Origin of the sequence: Thioalkalivibrio sp. HK1 (assembly GCA_000583135.1) — a bacterium.
Classification (GTDB): Bacteria; Pseudomonadota; Gammaproteobacteria; order HK1; family HK1; genus HK1.
The window spans coordinates 105,548-125,571 of the sequence record JFBG01000011.1 but is presented as its reverse complement, the minus strand read 5'-3'; the positions used below and the strand labels follow the sequence as shown (position 1 = coordinate 125,571).

Annotated in this window: 1 protein-coding gene; it reads right to left on the bottom strand. The window is 59.1% G+C overall.

The genetic code is table 11. From position 1 onward, the window contains the following. The coding region (locus BF99_RS20180) for a hypothetical protein (protein ID WP_156013154.1) at positions 1-20,009 on the bottom strand (20,009 nt) is incomplete at its 3' end. Positions 20,010-20,024 lie beyond the last annotated feature (15 nt).

The window sequence follows — 20,024 nt, the reverse complement described above, 5'->3', positions numbered from 1 at the left end:
GTGACATCCCCGCTCGGCTGCGTCGCCAGTCTCACCGTGAAGGTGGTGCTCCCCCCCTCGTTCACGCCCAAGGAGTCCGTCGACACCGTCAGCCCCGCCGTGTCGTCGTCGTCCACATCCACATCGACGCTTGCCGTGACCGTGCCGTAGCCTCCGCCCGTCGCGCTGATGCCGATCGTCGCCTCGTCGTCCACCGCATCGGCATCGGGCGCCGCGCTCACCGTCACCATCCGGGGCTGGTTCCAGTTCATGGTCGTGAAGGTCAGCGTGTTCTGGTTGTTGGCGATGCTTGTGTCGGTGTCCACCGTCACGTCCGTATTGTTCGGCTGCGCCAAAGTCACCGTCACGCTCGCCGTCGGCTGCGTCGCCAGCGCCACCGTGAAGGTCTCGCTCGAACCTTCGTCCACATCCAAGGAGGTCGTCGGCGAGAGGGTGAACCCCGCCGTGTCGTCGTCGTCCACATCCACATCGATGCTTGCCGTGATCGTGCCGTAGCCTCCGCCCGTCGCGCTGATTCCGATCGTCGCCTCGTCATCCACCGCATCGGCATCGGACAACGCGCTCACCGTCACCGTCTGCGCCGTATCCCACGTCGACGTCGTGAACGAAAGCGACGTCGGAGCAACGGTCACATCCGTGTTGGTCGGCTGCGCCAAGGTCACCGTCACATTCCCCGTCGGCTGCGTCGCCAGTTCCACCGTGAAGGTGTTGTCATTCGAATCCTCGCTTATGTCCAAGGAGTTCGGCGAGAGGGTGAACCCCGCCGTGTCGTCGTCGTCAACATCCACATCGATGCTTGCCGTGATCGTGCCGTAGCCTCCGCCCGTTGCGCTGATACCGATCGTCGCCTCGTCATCCACCGCATCGGCATCGGACAACGCGCTCACCGTCACCGTCTGCGCTACGTCCCAGTTCGACGTCGTGAAAGTCAGCGTGTTCTGGTTGTTGGCGGCGCTCGTGTCCGTGTCCACCGTCACATCCGTATTGGTCGGCTGCGCCAAGGTCACCGTCACGCTCGCCGTCGGCAATGTCGCCAGCGCTACGGTGAAAGTGTTGTCGTTCGATCCTTCGTTCACCTTCAAGGAGGTCGGCGAGAGGGTGAAGCCCGCCGCGTCATTGTCCGTCACCGTCACCTTCACGTCTTCGGTGACGGAGGCGTAGCCGCCGCCCGTGGCGCTCAGGCGGATCGTCGCGATATCGTTGATCGCATCGGTGTCATCGGCCGCACTCACCGTCACCGTTTGGGTCCGATTCCAGTTCGAGGTCGTGAAGGTCAGCGATGACTTGTCCAGAGTCACATCGGGGTTGGCGGTTCCGGTTTGGGCAACGGTCACCGTCACTTCATCACTCGGCAGCGCCTCCAGCCTCACCGTGAAGGTGGCGGTCGATTCTTCGGCCATACCCAAGTCGGTCGTCGATAGCGTCAGTTCGGTCTCGTCGTTTTCGGTCACCCTCACCGTCACGCTCTCGGTGATGGAGCCATAACCTCCTCCCGATGCGCTCAAGTCGATGATTGCGCTATCGGCGAGGGGATCGTCGTCATCGGCGGCGCTCACCGTCACCATCTGAGTCTGGTTCCAATTCGAAGTCGTGAAGGTCAGCGTGTTCTGATCGTTGGCGGTGTCCTGATCGGTATCCAAGGTCACATCGGGGTTGGTCGGGGCTCTTTGGGCTACCGTCACCGTCACATCGTCGCTCGGCTGGGTTACCAACTTCACGGTGAAGGTGTTGTTGCCGCCCTCGGCCACCGTCACGCTCTTGGAAGACAGGGTCAGTCCCGGGCTATCGTTATCCGTCACCGTGACCGTGACGCTATCTTTCACGCTGCCGTAATCCGCACCGGATGCATTCAGATCCAATATCACGCTCTCGGACACGGTATTGCTATCGTCGGCGGCTCCGACGGTCACCGTTTGGGGCTGGCTCCAATTCGAGCCGGCGAAGGTCAGCGATGTCGGGCTCACCGTCACATCGCTGTTGGGCGTGCCGCGCTGCCCGATGCTCACCGTCACATCCTGATCCTCTCTCGGTCGGCTGGTCAGCTTGACCGTAAAGCCCTTGCTGCCGCCTTCCAATACGGTCAGCGAGCTCGTCGAGAGATCCAGACTCGCGCTGTCGGTCTCCGTTACCGAGATGGAGAGGCTAGCGCTCAGATTCTCGTAGTCGCCTCCGGATGCACTCAAAGAGATATTCGCACTGTCGGCGACCGCATCTTCGTCCTCGGCGACGCTCACCTTCACCGTCCGGGCGGTGCTCCAATTCGAGGTGGTGAAGGTCAGGACGTTCTGGTTGCCGTCGGCGGTCTCGTCGGTATCGACGGTTACATCGCTATTGGTCGGCTGCGGGATCCTCACCGTGACTTCCGCGGTCGGTTGCGTCGATAGATTCACCGTGAACCGGCCGCTTGCCCCTTCGGTGATCGTCAGGCCGATATCCGAAAGATTCAGTGCCCGATCGTTCTCGGTCACCGATACATCCACTTCGCCGCTTATGTTGTCGTATCCGCCTCCCGATGCACCAAGAGCGATCTTCGCGCTATCGGGGAGGGCATCGGCATCCTCGGCGGCATTGACCGTCACCGTGCGGGGAGTGCCCCAGTTATCGGTGGTGAACTTCAACACGTCCTGATTGCCTGAAGTGTCGGGGTCGGTATCGAAGGTCACGTCGGAATTGGCCGTTCCGCTTTGCGAAAGGGTCACCGTCACCTCACCGCCGGGCTCGGTATCGAGCTGCACATCGAAGGTGGCACTGGCTCCCTCGATCACGACCAAACTGCCGGTGGAGAGTTTCAGCCCCTCCATATCGTCGTCCGTTACCGAAATCACGATGCTTTCGCTCACCCCTTCGTAGTTCGCACCGGTGGCCTTGAGATCGATGGTGGCTTCGTCGGCGGCGGTATCGTCATCTTCGGCGGCGATCACCTTCACCGTTCGAGGGGTATTCCAATTCGACTCCGTGAAGATCAGCGAGGTCTGGACACCGGCCATATCGGCATCGGTATCGAAGGTGATATCGGCGTTGGCGTTATCGTCGTTTTGCGCCAAATTCACCGTCACGTTTTCGCTCGGACGGGTCATCAACCGCACCGTGAAGTTCCCGTCTTCGCCCTCGTCGATCCTCAGCGAGGTCGGCGACAGGACGAGGGCGATATCGTCATCGCGCAACCTCACCGTGATTCTGCCGGGGGCGGCGAAACCGGCACCCGATAGATCGATATATTCATCTCGGGTCACCGAATCGGAATCGCGGGCGGCGCTGAGCGCTACCGTTTGATCGCTGTTCCAGTTGCCGTCGTCGCCGCCGGTGAAGGTCAGGGATATCTCTTCGCTCGCGGTCCCGCCACCGGTGGCGAGCGTGAGATCGTCATCGGTGGACCTCAAGGTCAGGGTTCGGTTGCCGCTGGGCTTGGATGCCAGTTTGATTTTGACGAGGGCCTCGCCCGATGTGCCCTCGTCCACGATGACAAGAGCGCTGCTCAAGGTGAGCGCGATGGCCTCCAGCGCGGTCACGGTCGCTTCGGCGGGGGTGATGCCGGTGCCGGTGAGATCGATCTTCACGCTATCGTCGGTGGCATTGCTATCGACTGCGACGCTGACGATGACGGTGCGGGCGGTATTCCAGTTGCCGTCATCGCCGCCGGTGAAGGTCAGCGTGGTTTGATTGCCCGCAGTGTCGGCATCGACATCGATGGTGACCGCGCTATCGCTCGATGCAAAATCGATCGTCCGATCGGCACTCGGCTTGGATGAGGGTTTGACGGTGAATGTCCCCGTACCGCCTTCGGTCACCGTCAGCATCGATGGGGCCAAGGTCAGGCCGATCGCCTCCAATACCGTGGCGGATAACGAGGTATCCCTGAAGTTCGAACCGGTGAGACCGATCGTCGCCCTGTCGTCGAGGGCATCGCTGTCGGTCGCCGCGCTCACGGTCACCGTCTGGTCGGTATTCCAGTTGCCACCGGTGCCTGCAGTGAAGGTCAGCGAAGCCGGGCTGAAAGTGATATCGGAATCGTCGGAGGATAAGGCGACGGTGATATCGATATTCGGCAGTCGGTCCAATCTCGCATCGAAGGTCGCCGACCCGCCCTCGACCAAGGTCAACGATGATGCCGACAAAATCAGCATGGGAACATCGTCATCGAGTATCTTCACATCGATCCTCGTGGGGTAGTCGATGGCGTTGATATCGATATCGATATGCGTGTCGATGTCGGCGAAGTCGGCATCCTGAGCGGCTTTGAGCGTTACCGTCTGATCGACATTCCAGTTGTTGCGGGTGAAATCCAAGGTGAGGGTGCGGCTTGCATCGCCGCCGCCGGTGCTCATCGTGAGATCGTCATGGCCGCTTTGGAGGACGACCGCCCGGGGGCCGCCCGGCCGGGCGGACATCTTGACGGTGAGGGTTTGCGTGCCGTTCTCGTCCACCTCGATCGAGGTGCTCGACAAGACCAAACTCGTGGCCTCGAATATGTCGGATTCGATGGAGTGATCTCTGACACCGCTGCCGGTGAAGGTGATCGTCGCTTGATCATCGTCCCCGTCATTGTCCGCGCTGGAGGTGATGGTCACGGTTTTGGGGGTGTTCCAGTCGGTAGCGGTGAAAGTCAGCGAGGTCGGGCTCAGTGTGATATCGGAGTTGTCGGATGTCATGCTGACCGAGCGATCGGCCGTCGGCTGCCGGTAGAGCTCGGCGGTGAATGTCGTCGAACCGCCCTCGAAGGTATCCAATATCGTCGAGGTCGTTTTCAGCTCGCTGATATCGTCATCGCGCATATTCACCCTGACCGCACCGATGGCGGCGAGCCCGACCCCGGAGAATTCGATTCTCTGCTCGCGATCCGTCAGATCGTTGTCGTGAGCGGCGCTGGCTCTGACCTGCTGCTTCTGATTCCAATTGGCAGGGGTGAAGGTCAAGGCAAGATTTCGACTCGAAGCGCCGCCGCCGGTGGATATCGTGAGATCGGCATGGTCGGTGCTCAGATTGACCACCCGATCGCTATCCGGCCGTTTTTTCAGCGAGACGTCGAAGGCGGGGGTGAATCTGGAGCCGGTGCCGCCCTCTTCGACGATGATGTAGTTGCGATCTCGTTCGATCTCGATGGGCACCAGCGCATGCACGTTCGCCGAGGCCGAGGTAAGGCCGGGGCCTGCGAGACCGATCGTCGATGTATCGTCGCTGTCGTTGCTATCGGCGGCGGCGGTCACGCTCACCTCTTGGGCGGTATTCCAGTTGCCGGCGCTGCCGCCGGTGAAGGTCAGCATCGTCTGATTCCCCGCGGTATCGGGGTCGGTGTCGATGCTGATAGCGGCGCTGCTCGATGTCAGATCCACCCTCCTGTCGGTACTCGGCGAAGATGCCAATTTGACCGTGAATTTGGCCGTTCCGCCCTCGGTCACCTTGAGCGGGGTATTCGCCAGGGTCAAAACGACGGACTCCTTGGCGATGACCACCAGCGAGCCCGACACGATGTCGTTACCCGTGAAATTGATCGTCTTGCTATCGTCGGTCGTATCCCCATCCGACTCGGTTCGGATGCTCACGGTCTGGGCCGTATCCCAGTTGCCGGTGGTATCGGCGCCGGTAAAGGTCAGCGTTGCCGGCGAAAAGGTGATGTCGGGGCTGCCCCCGTCGGCGGCCAAGGTGATCGTCCGATCGTCTTTGTCCGGGGGTTGCTTGGATAGCTTGATAGTGAAGGAGCCGTTTTCGCCTTCGCTCAAATTCAACGATGTCGGAGAGAGGGTCAAGGGGATATCGTCATCGAATAGCCTTACCGTCAGATTCTCCGTATCCGATGTGTCTCGGGCAAGGCCGGGACCCAAGGTGATATCGACACGATCTTCCCGATCGGTGGCATCGTCATCCTCGACGGCGCTCACCGTGATCGTTTGCGCTTCTTCCCAGTTATCGGAGGTGAAGGTCAAGGTGAGCGACCGGCTCGGAGTCTCATCACCGGTGGCGAGTTTGATATCGGCATGGGAAGTCATCATTTCGATCGTTCGATCGATGCTTGGGCGCGCTTGCAACTTATAGGCGAAGGTCGACTTCGAAGTGCCCTCGACGACATGGATAAAGTTTCGATCCCGCTTGATTTCGAGAGACTCCAGCGAGTTCACGGTCAGCGATGCGGAGGTGAGACCGGTGCCGGTGAGATCGACCGTCATCGCGTTGTCGAGAGCATCGCCGTCCGGTGCGACATTGACCGTCACCGTCTGAGCGGTGGCCCAGTTGCCAGCGCTGCCGCCGGTGAAGGTCAACGAGGCCGGATTCAAGGTGATCGCCGTGCCATTCGATGCCGTCAATGCCACGGTCCGGCTGCCGACCGGCTGCGATGCCAAAGCGACCGTGAACGTCCCGCTCGTTCCCTCGCTGATATTCAGCCGACTTCTCGACAAGGTCAGGTCGACGGACTCCTTCGCGCTGACCGCCAACGAGGCGGAAACGACACCGGTGCCTGCGAGTTCGATCGTCGCGCTGTCGTCGACATTGTCGCTATCGCTTATCGCCGTGACGGTCACCGTCTTGGCGGTATTCCAATCGCCGTCGTCGCCGCCGGTGAAGGTCAGCGATGGAGGCGAAAAGGTGATATCGGAACTGCTCCCGGTAGCGGCGGTCAGGTTGACCGTTCTGTTGCCTTTATCCGGTGGTTGTCTTGAAAGCCTAACGGTGAAGTTCCCTGAATTCCCTTCGGACAAGGACAAAGATGTCGGATCCAAGGTCAAGGAGACATCGTCGTCTTTGACCATCGCCTGCAGCCTTGGCGTCGAGGCGCTCTCATGGGCAAGACCGGTTCCCAATGTGACATCGATGAAGTCGCTGAGATCGGTATCGTCGGCATCGTGAGCGGCATGGACCGTGACCGTCTGCTCGGTACTCCAGTTGTCGGGGGTGAAGGTCAAGGTGAGATTGCGGCCCGGGGTGCCGGTGCCGGTGGCCAGGGTGAGATCGGCATGACCGGTCATCATTTCGATCGTCCGGTCGGCGGGGGGCATCGCCTCCAACTTGTAAGTGAAGGTTGCCGATCCCCCCTCGGGAATATCGATGCTGTTTACGCTGCGTTTGGCCTCGATGCGCTCGAGGGAGTTGACGGACATCGTAATGTCACCGAAGTCGTCGCCACTGATAGTGACCGTTGCAAGGGGGTAGTTGTCGACCGTATCGTCATCCGTCATGACACTGACCGTGACCGTCTGTCCGGTATTCCAGTTGCCGCTGCCTAAGGTCAAAGAGGCCGGATTCAAAGTGACTTTCGTATCGCTCGAGGTCAAGGTGAGCGTTCGGTCGCGGGTCGGCTGAGATCCCAATTTGACCGTGAACTCGTCCGTCGAGCCCTCGGTGATGTCCAGCGATATATCCGAAAGGATGATCTCGGCATCGTTATCGCGCAATAGCACTTGCACACTCCCGGACACTCCGTTTCTATGGGAAAGGCCGGCGCCGAGGGTGGGATTGATATATTCATAACGATCCGTCTTGTCGCTGTCTTCGGCGACGGTGGCGGTGACGGTTTGTCGGGTATCCCAGTTGTCGGGGGTAAATGTCAAGGTGAGATTCCGGCTCGGGGTGCCGGTGCCGGTGGCGATCTTGAGATCGTCATGGGTGGTTGCCAATGCGATCGTCCGGTCGCCGGCCGGCTGCGCATCGAGCACATAATAGAAGTTGGATGTCGATGTGCCTTCGCCGGCGATTATGAAGTTGCGGCTGCGATAAGCATCGACGACCTCGCGGACATTCACGGTCACTGTGACGGTATCGAAATGATCGCCGGCAAGGCTGATCGTCGCGCTGTCATCGATCGTGTCAGCGTCCGCCGCCGCCGTGACCGTCACCCGCTGATTGGTTCTATAGTTGAGGCTTACGAAGGTATACGATGTCGGGCTCAAAGTAACATCGGGGTTATCCGAGGTCATATTGACGACCCTGCTTTCCGGCCATCCATCGATCCTGACATTGAAGGTCCCGCTGCCACCCTCGCTGATATCCAAGGAGGTCGGCGAGCGGATGATGGTCGTATCGTCATCGCGCATATCGATCTTCAACCGATTGCTCGTCCCCGTTTTATGGGAAAGACCGGCGCCGAGGGTGGCCTCGACATATTCGATGGCGCCGTGCCTGTTGGCGTCCTCGACCTTGATGGCCTTGACCGTCTGCTCGTCATCCCAGTTGTCGGGGGTGAAGGTCAAGGTGAGGCTATCGCTCGGGGTGTCATCGCCGATGGCGATCTTGAGATCGGCGGCTTGGTCGCCGTTGGTGGTGCTCAATGCGATCGTCCGATTGCTGTCGGGCTGTGAATCGAGCACATAGGTGAAGGTCCCCGGCGTTTCTCCCTCGACGGTGAGCAAGGTTCCGATGGGGTCTCGAACGACATCGATAATTTCGAGCACGCGGGTCCGGAATTGGGCGTCGAGGAATCCACCCCCGGTAAGGCTGATCGTCGAGATATCGTCATCGTCGTCGGTATCCGCCGTGGTGCTGACCGTCACCGTCTGCGCGGTATTCCAGTTGCCGTCATTCCCGCCGGTGAAGGTCAACATGGTCGGAGTCAAGGTGATATCGGTGTTGTTCGATGACAGTTCCACCTTCCGCTCCCGCAGCGGCAGAGAAGCCATCTTGACCGTGAATGTCCCGCTCGTTCCCTCGCTGATGCTCAGCGGCGTACCCGTCAGGGTCAGCGTGATATCGTCATCTCGCATAAGGACACTCACATCGTTCGGAACCCCGGTTTTATGGACAAGGCCGGGGCCCAATGTGATATCGACATCCTCGTCGTGATCCACCATATCCGTATCTTGGGGGGCGCTGAGCGTGACCGTCTGGGCTTGGTTCCAGTCGTCGGTGGTGAAGGTCAATGTGTGACTGCGACTCGAAGAGTCATCACCGGTGACGATCTTCAGATCGGCATGGGTGGTCATCATTTCGATCGTTCGATCGCCGGGGGGCTGCGATTCCAATACATAAGTGAAGAAGGACGTCGATGTACCTTCGTCGACGATCACGAAGTTGCGGCTGCGATCGACCTCGATGGCCTCCATCGCGGTCACGGCGACCGTCGCCGAGTCAAGGCCGGCGCCGGTCAGATCGACGGTCACGGCGTTGTCGGCGTTATCGTCGTCCGCAGCAGCGCTGACCGTCACCGTCTGCGCGGTATTCCAGTTGCCGTCGTTCCCGCCGGTGAAGGTCAACGAGGCCGGATTCAATGTGACAGCGGCGTTGTTCGATGCCAATGTGACCGTCCTGTCGCTAGGGGGCGAGGAGGCCAAGGCGACGGTGAATGTCCCGCTTGTGCCTTCGGTCACCGTCATTTCGGTCTCCGACAAGGTCAAGGCCACGCTCTCTTTCACCGTCACGCTCAAAGAGGCGGATTGGATATCGGTGCCGGCGAGGCTGATCGTCACGCTGTCATCGGTCGTATCGGCATCCGCCGTCGATGTGATCGTCACCCTCTGCTCGGTATCCCAATCGCCGTCGTCGGCGCCGGTGAAGGTCAGCGATGCCGGATTCAAAGCGATATCGCTGTCGCTCGATGTCAAGGTGATCGTCTTGGTACCCTTGTCCGGCGGCTGCTTCGCCAGTTTGACGGTGAAGGTTCCGGTGGCGCCTTCGGATAAAGTCAATGATGTGGGATTCAAGGTCAATGCGACATCGTCATCCACCAAGTTGACGGTCAGCCTATTGCCCTTCCCGGTGGGATTGGCAAGACCGGCACCCAAGGTGAAATCGATATGATGCGCGCTGTCGGAGGCATCGGCATCCTCGGCGGCGGAGATGGTGATCGTTCGGGTAGTCCAGTCGTCGGGGGTGAAGGTCAATACGAGATCCCGGCTCGGGGTTTCGTTGCCGACGGCAAGCGTGAGGTCGGCGTGGGAGGTTTTCATCGAGATCGTCCGATCGCTCCCCGGTGCCGAAGCGAGGCTATAAGTGAAGGTCTTCGTCGATGTACCCTCCTCGACATCGATACTGTCCTTGTCCCGAGTAACTTCGATCGCTTCCAACGCATCCGCTTTGACCTCGGCGTCGACGAATCCGTTACCCGTAAGGGTGATCGCAGCGCTATCGTCGGTGCTGTCGGCATCCGCCGCCGCGCTGACCGTGACCGTCCGGGCGGTATTCCAGTTGCCGTCATCCCCGCCGGTGAAGGTCAAGGTGGTCGGATTCAAGGTGATATCGGTGTTGTTCGATGACAAACTCACTGTCCGATTCTCAATCGGCAGAGAACCCATCTTGACCGTGAATGTCCCGCTTTCTCCCTCGCTCATGCGAAGCGGAGTACCCGTCAAGGTCAACGTGATATCGTCATCTTGCATAAGGACGCTCACATCGTTCGGAACACCGGTTTTATGGACAAGGCCGGGGCCCAAAGTGATATCGATATCTTCCCTGCGATCCGTGGCATCGCTATCTTGGGCACCTGCGAGGGTGACCGCTTGGGCGGTGCTCCAGTTGACGGGGGTGAAGGTCAGGGTGTGACTTCGACTTGCGGAAGAACCACCGCCGGGGACGATCGTCAGATCGGCATGGGAAGTCATCATTTCGATCGTTCGATCGCGACCGGGCATGGATTCCAACACATAGGTGAAGGTGGAGGTCGATGTGCCCTCGTCGACGACCACGAAGTTGCGGTCGCGAGCGACCTTGATGGCCTCCATCGCGATCACGGCAAGACCGCTTTGGCGAAGACCGGCGCCGGTCAAAGTAACGGCTACGGTATTGTCACTCGTATCATCGTCCTCGGTGGCGCTGACCGTCACCGTCCGGGGGGTATTCCAGTTGCCGTCGTTCCCGCCGGTAAAGGTCAGCGAGGTCGGACTGAGGGTGACAGCGGCGTTGTCGGATCCAAGTGCGACCGTCCTGTCGCTGCCCGGCCTCGTATCCAGCCTGACCGTGAATGTCTCGCTTGCGCCTTCGGTCACCGTCAAACTCGTCTTCGACAGGACCATTCCGACACCCTCTTTGACGGTCACACCTAAGGAAGCGGGGGCGACCGTGGCATCGCCCTTGCCGGTGAGGTTGATCGTCGCGCTATCGTCGGCGGTATCGCTATCGCTTTCGGCGCTGACCGTGACGGTCTGAGGGTCATTCCAGTTGCCATCGTCCCCACCGGTGAAACTCAGTTGGGCGGGGGTAAAAGAGATATCGGGGCTGCCCCCGTCGGCGGCGGCCAAAAAGACCTCCCGGACAGCTTCATTCGGGGGTTGTTCCGCCAATTTGACGGTGAAGGTCTGCGAAGTTCCCTCGCTCAATTCCAGCGAGGTCGGACTCAAGGTCAAGGCGACATCGTCATCTTCCAGCGTTATCCTCAACCTTAAATCGTCCCCTGCGGCCGCGGAAAGGCCGCCGCCGAAGATGGAATCGACATAAACGGTATCGTCGGTGGCATTGGCATCGTGAGCGGCGTGGAGCGTGACCGTCTGTGCGCTATTCCAGTTATCGGAGGTGAAGGTCAAGGTGAGGTTCCGGCTCGCCGTGCCGCCGGCGGTGGAAAGGGTGAGATTGTCGGTGGTGCTCCTCAACCCGACCGTTCTATTCCCGGCCGGCTGCGATTCGAGCACATAGGTGAAGGTCTGCGCCGATGTTCCCTCGGGGACGACGATGAAATTCTTGCTCCGATCCGCCTTGACCCCCTCGTAGGTATTCACGGGCATCGAGATGTCGGCGAAACTCCTGCCGGTGATCGCGATCGTCGCTTTGTTGGGGTTGTCCACCGTATCGTCATCCGCAGCGGCGCTGACCGTCACCGTCTGTTCGGCATTCCAGTTGCCATTGGTGAAGGTCAGCGATGCAGGGCTCACGGTGATGTCATCGTCATTCGATGACAATGCGAAGCCGCGATCCCGCGCCGGGCGACTCCCCAGTTTGATGGTGAAGGTCGTGCTTTCGCCCTCGTTGATATCCAGTTGGGTCTTCGAACGGATGACCGGCACATCGTTATCGAGAATCAGCACTCTCAACCTCTTGTTGTTGCCGCCCTCGTTTCTATGGGAAAGCCCCGGCCCCAAGGTGATTCTGATTTGCCCTTCGTGATCGTTCGCATCGTTATCCTCGGGGGCGCTGATCTTGACCCTTTGGGCCACATTCCAGTCATCGGGGGTGAAGGTCAAGGCGAGATCCCGGCTCGGGGTGCCGTCGCCGATGGAGAGGGTGAGATCTTCGCGGGTGGTTCTCAGATCGATCCTGCGATCGTATTGAGGCTGTCTATCGAGCACATAATCGAAGACGCCCGTCGATTTCCCCTCGTCGGTGATGATGAAATTTCTGTCCACATAAGAGGGGATGGACTCCAGCGCATAGACGGTTACCGTGGCGGTCCTGACGCTGTCGCCGGTCAAGGTGACCGTCACTTCGTTGTCGATCGTATCGCTATCATGGGCGGAATTGACGGTCAGCGTTTGGTTGTCATCCCAGTTGCCGTCGCTGCCGCCGGTGAAGGTCATCGATGTGGGGGAAAAGGTAATCGCAGCGTTATTCGCCGTATAGTTGATGGTCCTGTCGCTGGCGGGCTGGGTTGCCAGCTTGATCTGGAAAGTCCCCCTCCAGCCTTCGGTCGTCGTTACCGGGGTATTCGACAGGGCCAAGGCGACGCTCTCTTGGGCGTTGACGACCAACGAGGCGGATTCGACCCCGGTATTGCCGGTAAGACTGATCGTCAGGCTATCGTCGACATTATCCGAATCACTGAAGGTCGTGACCGTCACCGTCTGTTCGTCATTCCAGTTGCCATCGTCCCCGCCGGTGAATGTCAAAGAGCGGGGCGTAAAAAAGATATCGTCGTTGCCCCTGCCGACTTCGACCAAGGTGATCGTCTTGGTATCCTTGGCCGGTGGCTGTCTCGACAATTTGACGGTGAAGGTTCCCGTTTCCCCCTCGATCAAATTCAGCGTCGTCGGGGATAGAGTCAAGGCGACATCGTCATCTTTCAGCCTTACCTCCAACCTTACATCGGTGTTATCACCGCGGGAAAGACCGGCGCCGAGGGTGAAATCGACATATTCGGTGTTATCGGCGGCATCGGCATCGTGAGCGGCGCTGAGCGTGACCGTCTGCGCGCTATTCCAGTTATCGGGGGTGAAGGTCAAGGTGAGATCCCGACTCGAAGCGCCGCCGTCGGTGGCGAGGGTGAGATCGTCGGTGGTGGTTCTCATCTCGATCGTCCTATCCCCGACCGGTTTTGATTGGAGCACGAACGTGAAGGTCTCCGTCGATGTCCCCTCCCCGATCTCTATAAAATTTTTGCTCCGTTTCGCCTTGACGGTCTCGATCGAGTTCACGGTCACCGTGACGGTCTCGAAATCGTCGCCGGCAAGACTGATCGTCGCCACTGCCTGGTTATCGACGGTATCGTTATCCGTAGGAACGGTGACCCTCACCGGCTGACCGGTGCGATAGTTGCTGCCACTGAAGGTATAGGATGAGGGGCTCAAGGTAACGGCGGAGTTGTTCGATGTCATATTGACGGTGCGGCCCCCGGGCCAGCCATCGAGTCTGACGGTGAAGGTCCCTTGGCCGCCTTCGCTGATATCCAACGAATCCGTCGAGCTGACGATCGTCGTATCGTCATCTCGCATATTCACTCGCAACCGATTACCGGTCCCGGTTTTATGGGCAAGACCGGCGCCGAGGGCGACTTGGACGGATTCGATGGCGCTGTGCCTGTTGTCGTCCTCGGTTTTGATGACCTTGACCGTCTGCGCGACATTCCAGTTATCACGGGTGAAGGTCAAGGTGAGTTCATCGCTCGGCGGGCCATTGCCGAGGGCGATCTTGAGATCGGCGGCCTTGTCGTTATCGGTGGTGCTCAATGTGATCTTCCGGTTGGCGGCACTCGGCGGTCTTGCATCGAGCACATAGGTAAAGGTCCCCGGCGTTTCTCCTTCGACGGTGAGCAATTCCGTGATGGGGCTTCGAATGGCATCGATGACTTCGAGCATAGAGACGACCATTTGGGCCGGGGTGATACCGGGGCCTGCCAACCTGATATCGGCGTTGGCGTCGGAGGCATCGGCGTCCTCGTCGGCGCTGAGCGTCACGGTTTGTTCGACGCTCCAGTTATCGTCGGTGAAGGTCAACGAGGCGGGGGTTATATCGAGCGCATCGTTATCCGATGTCAGGGTGATCGTTCTATTGCCACCTGGCTGAGAATCCAGTTTGACGGTGAAGGTTTCGCTTCCACCCTCGCTCACCGACACGGCACTACTTGACAACATCATCGAGACCGTTTCCTTTGCGGTGATGACCAACGATGCGGATTCGACGCCGGTGTTGCCGGTGAGTTCGATCGTTGCGCTGTCGTCGTCGTCATCGCTATCTTCCACGGTGGTGACCGTGACCGTCCGGGGCGTATTCCAAGTGCCGTTGTCGGCACCGGTGAAGGTCAGGGTTTTCGGGGTGAAATCGATATCGGGACTGCCTTCGTCGGCCTTTTTCAAGGTGATCGTCTTATCGTCCTTGGCCGGCGGCTGGCTTGCCAGTTTGACGGTGAAGGTTCCATTGGAGCCCTCGGCCAAGTCCAACGAGGTCGGGGATAGGGTCAAGGCGACATCGTCCTCTTGGAGCGTCACCTCCAGCCTTGCATCGGTCCCCGTTTTATGGGCCAAACCCGCACCGAGGGTGAAATCGATATATTCGGTGCGATCCGCGGCATCGTCATCATGGGCGACGGTGATGGTCACCGTTTGCGACTGGTTCCAGTTGTCGGGGGTGAAGGTCAAGGTGAGATCCCGGCTCGCCGTGCCCCTGGCGGTGGAGAGCGTGATATCGTCATGGGTGCTCCTCATGTCGATCGTCCGATCGGCAAGAGGCGCTGCATCCAATACATAGGTAAAGGTGGAACTCGAGGTACCCTCGACGGCGGTGATGGAATTTCGGCTGCGCTGCGCATCGATGGTATGGACCGTGGTCGCAGTTGCCGTGGTGGTGGCGATACCGGCTCCCGCCAAGGTGATCGTCACTTGACCATCGGATTGGTCGTCGTCGGCGGGGACGGTGATCGTTACCGTCTGAGGCTGAAACCAGTTGCCCCCTCTGCCGGAGAAGGTGAGCATGCTCGGGCTCAAGGTAATACCGGCATCGCTCGATGTCAGGTTGATCTTCCTGGTGGCTTCCGTTTTCAGCCTGACCTTGAACGTCCCCGTGCCGCCCTCGGTCACGGTCTGCGGCATATCCAATATCTCCGGTTCGATGGAGGTGTCGGTCACGATGATCCGAATGGGATCGCCTTTGACGTGGAGATAGTTGCCGTCGCGGATGATGGTGATCGTTTGGTCGTTCATATCCCCATCGGTGGGGGCGGTGAAGGTCATGGTCTGGGGGGTATTCCAGTTACCGTTATCGGCACCGGTAAAAGTCAGGGATCTCGGGGTGAGGGTGCCGGAACTGGGGGCCAAGGTGAAGGTTACGTCGTTTTTATACAGTGGCTGTCGGCTCAATTTGATCGTGAAGTTCCCGGTCTGCCCCTCGTCGATATAAATGGGATTGGACGATGGCACCCAAGCGACATCCTCGTCTCTTATCGTCATCTCCAATCGCTTGGAGGCGACCCCCGAACCGGTGATATCGATATGCTCGTCTTCGTCGATCGCATCCTGATCGTCGCCCGCACCGAGACGGATTGTCTTGTAGACGTTCCAATCGCGCTCGCCGAAAGTCAAATCCAAACTCGTATTCGACGTGATCCGATTCCCCGGAGGGGTCATCTTGATGATTCGATTGGTCACCTTGAGATTGACGGTCCTTGCCACCGAGGGTTTGGATGCCAACTTGATTTTAAAGAAAGGAAGATTCGGTTCGTGAAAGATATCGGTTCGCTCATCCATGATGATGGAGGAGCGATCCAATACGATGGGGATGGCATCGAGCACCGTGATCCCGGTCAGGGGAAGGGGAACGTAGACCCCGGAGCCGCTGATGCGGATCATCTCGTTGTTATTGTCGACGTTGATATCTTGCGAGATGCTGTTGGCGGCCACGCTGAGAGTGACGGTGCGATCGGTCGCCCAATTGCCGCCGGCACCGCCGGTGAAGGTCAAGGTGGATTGATTGCCCGTTCGATCGGGGTCGGTATCGATCGAGATCGCGGCGTTATTCGATGCCAAGGCGATGGTTCTGTCGCCGGCGGGCTGCGCGCTCAAACTAAGCGAGAAGGTCGCCGACCCGCCCTCGCTGAGCGTCAATGGCAGGCCCTTGATGGAAAGAGGGACGGTCTCGTGTATGTTTGCGACCAGCGATCCGCTCAAGATGCCGGTGCCGGTGAGGCTGATCGTCTCGCGATCGTCGACGGTATCTTTGTCTCGGCTCGTAAAAACGAGCACTCGCTTTGCGATATTCCAATTGCCGTTATCACCCCCGGTGAAGGTCAGCGAGCTCGGGCTCAAAGAGATCTCGTCGCTATCCGATCTCAAGAAAACCGTCCTGTCGTCCTTCCTCGGGGGTTGCGTTGCCAGTTTGACGGTGAAGATCTCCCTCCGGCCTTCGTCGATGGACAGCGATGTCGGCGAGAGGGTGAGCGCGATATCGTCATCGCGCACTCGCGCTCGGATCCTTGCGATGGAATCGAAGCCGAGACCGGAAAAATCGATGTACTCGTCCCGGCTCTGGCCGTCGGCATCCTCGGCGGCGCTGACGGTGATGGTTCGGTCGGTACTCCAATTGTCGGCGGTGAAGGTCAAAGCCAGATCCCGGCTCGATGTCCCTCCTTCGGTGGCCATCGTGAGGTCGGCATGGGTGGACCTCATCCTCAGCGTCCTGTCGCCGGGCGGCTGCGATGCCAGCCTGACCTTGAACGTGGAGGTCGAGGTGCCTTCATCGACGACGATGGAGTTCGTATCGCGGATGATCGCGACGGTCTCCATCGCGATCAGCGTTATCTCGGTGCGATGGATGCCGGTGCCGCCGAGGGTGATCGTCACCTGATCGTCTTCTCGATTGCTATCCTCGCGCGCTCGCACCCTCACCGTTTGAGGGCTATTCCAATTGACCGTGGTGAAGTTCAGCGTCCCGGGGGAAAGGATGATATCGGCATTGTCGGAGGTCAAGGTGAGCGTTCTATCCGTCGGGGGCGCCGATGACAATTTGATGGTCAGATCCTCGTAATCCCCTTCCAAAAGGGTGAGCGCCCCTTTCGATGGAAGCGGCACCGAATCGTCGGACTCGACGACGGTTACAACCAATGTCGGGCTGGTGATTTTCGGAGCGTTGAAAGTGATATTCGCCGTATCGTTGATTTGATCATCGTCGGCAGATGCGGTGATCTTCACGGTCTGGGGGGTATTCCAGTTATCGACGGTGAAGTTCAAAGTTTTGGGGTCAAGAACGACTTCATCGTTGTCGCTGAATAGACCTACACTCCGGTCGGCGGGGGATTTCAGCCTGACGTTGAAATACCCCACTCCGGTCTCGGGGATGCTCAGGCTCGTCGTCGACAAGGCGAGTTCGGCGGGATCGTCATCCTCCACCGTTAGCGATATCGATGCCGAGACGAGGCCGGCCCCGCCAAGTTCGATGGTGGCGCTTTCGTCCTGTTTATCGTCGTCTTCGGCGGCATTGACCGTCACGGTTCGATCCTGATTCCAGTTGTTGGTCGTGAATGTCTGCGATGTCGAGCTGAAAGTGATGTCGGGATTGCTCGATGTGAAACCGACCGTCCGATTGCTGGACGGCTGCATTGCCAACTTGACGGTGAATGTTCTCGAGCTGCCCTCGGTGACCGTCAACGATGTCGTAGAAAGAGTCAGGGGGGTCAGCTGATCCAAGGCGCGGATGGTGAGGGACGAGGTTTGACTATGAATACCGGATCCGAAGAATCGAAGGGTATGCGTGTCGTCATCGTTGTCGCTATCCCCCGCCGATGAGACCGTCACCGTCTGGGGGGTATTCCAATTGCCGTCGTCACCTCCGGTGAAGGTCAAGGACGAGGGGGTGAAAGTGAAATCGACGGGCGGGAACGACTGGGGGTCGATCCGCATGATCAACTGTCTATCGTCCTTCGCCGGTGGCTGCGATGCCAACTTGACGGTGAAGGTCGAGGTGGTGCCATCGTTCATGTCCAAGGTTGCAGGGGAAACGGAGGTCGAGATATCGTCATCGCGTATATCGACATCCATCGCCGGCAGCGAGGCAAAGCCGATACCCCCGAATTCGATGGTCGCCTCTTCGTCCGATTGATTGAGGTCATCCCCAGCGACGACCGTGACGGTCCTGTCGATATTCCAGTTGGTGGAGCCGAAGGTGATCGTTTGCGTGGTTCTGTACGATCCATCGCCCGCATCGATCAGCAGATTCGGCGTACTGGACTTCAATACGAGATTTCTGAAACGCTGCGACGCCAATCTGACCTTGAACGTGGTCCGACCTCGGTACTTGAAGTTCTCATCGACGGTGATGGAATTCTTGTCGCGAACGATATTTACGGGTTCGTAGGTATAGACATACAGTGTCTTTGTCCCGACATCGGTGCCGGTGAAGGTGATATCGCCGAAATCGTCATCCGAGTCAGTGTCGCTGCTGACATTGACCGTGACCGTCTGCGGGGTGTCCCAGTTGCCGTCCCGACCCCCGGTGAAGGTCAGGCTCGTCGGATTCAACGTTATTTCGCTGGTGGACGATGCCATATTGACCGTCCTGCTGCCCTCCATGCGTTCTTTTATTCTGACGGTGAAGGTTTGCGATCCACCCTCGGTCACTCGCAAGTTGGCCCCGGAACCTTGCGCATCCAGTTGCAAAACCGACACCTCCTCCAAGAGAACGGATATGACGGTGCTGGCGATGCCGGAGCCGTTGATGGAGATGGTTCCGCTTTCCGATTCGGAGTTGTCGTCGGCGGTGGTCAAGACCGCCACCGTCCGAGGGGTATTCCAGTTACCGTCATCGCCCCCGGTGAAGGTCAAGGTGTGTTGCACGCCCGGTGTTGCAGGGTCGGCATCGACGATGATCTCCGACTGGTTGTTGGGCGATATCGATCCGAAGCGAAGGGTCTTGTCGTCTTTCGACGGGGGCTGTTGTGAGAGTTTGACGGTGAAAGTTCCCGTCTCGCCCTCGGGGATTTTCAAAGATGTCGGCGACACGGTCAAAGTGATATCGTTATCTTTCAGGCTCACCTTCACCCTCGAATCCAAACCGCTTTGATGGACAAGGCCGGCGCCCAAGGCGACATCGATGAATTCCTCGCTATCCATCGCATCCCCATCGATAAAGGTGCGCACGGTAACGGTCTGAGCGGTAGCCCAGTTCAAGGGGGTGAAGGTCAAGGTGATGCTCTGCCTTCCTTGTATATCACCGGAGGAAAGCAGGAGATAGATATTGTCGGTCGATAGCGTGATCGTCCGATTCCCGTTCGGTCGCTCCGCCAATCGATAATCGAAAGTGGTTCTTTGGCCCTCTTCGACGGTCAAATCGTTGGGGCTGCGCACCGCATCGACGGTCTCCAATATGTTCACGGTGATCGATGCGCTCGTGATACCGGTACCGCTGATGGTGATCGTCGCGCTACCGTCGTTGTTGTCGCTGTCCTCGGCGGCGCTGACCGTCACCGTCTGATCGCTTTCCCAGTTGCCGTCTCTCCCACCGGTGAAGGTCAGCGTGTTCTGATTGCCCGCCACATCGGCGTCGGTATCGATCGTGATCGAGCCGGTCGCTGTCAGAGTGACCGTCCTGTCGCTTGTCGGGTCGGATGCCAGTCTCAAGGCGAAGGTCCCCGAGCCGCCTTCGCTGACACTCCAAGCCGTGGGGGATGGGACCACGCCGACATCCTGCGCCGACGCCGATAGCGAAAACGCCAGCATCGATGCCCCGATCAGCAGATAGCCTTGCAAGCGGCGAGCGAAACCCGGCCCCGAATCCGGTATCGATGAGCGGGAGAAAAACGGGATCGCAAGATGACCTGTGTTTTTTCTACGAGGGGACCTACGAGGCAGAGTAAGGAGAACTGCAAGGAGGGAGAAACATCGAAAGCCTGCCGGCTGCCTGCCCAAGCGATCCCATCGATCATCCGATCGATGATGAGTATCGGGGCTCGCTCTCATCGTTTTCCTCCCCTT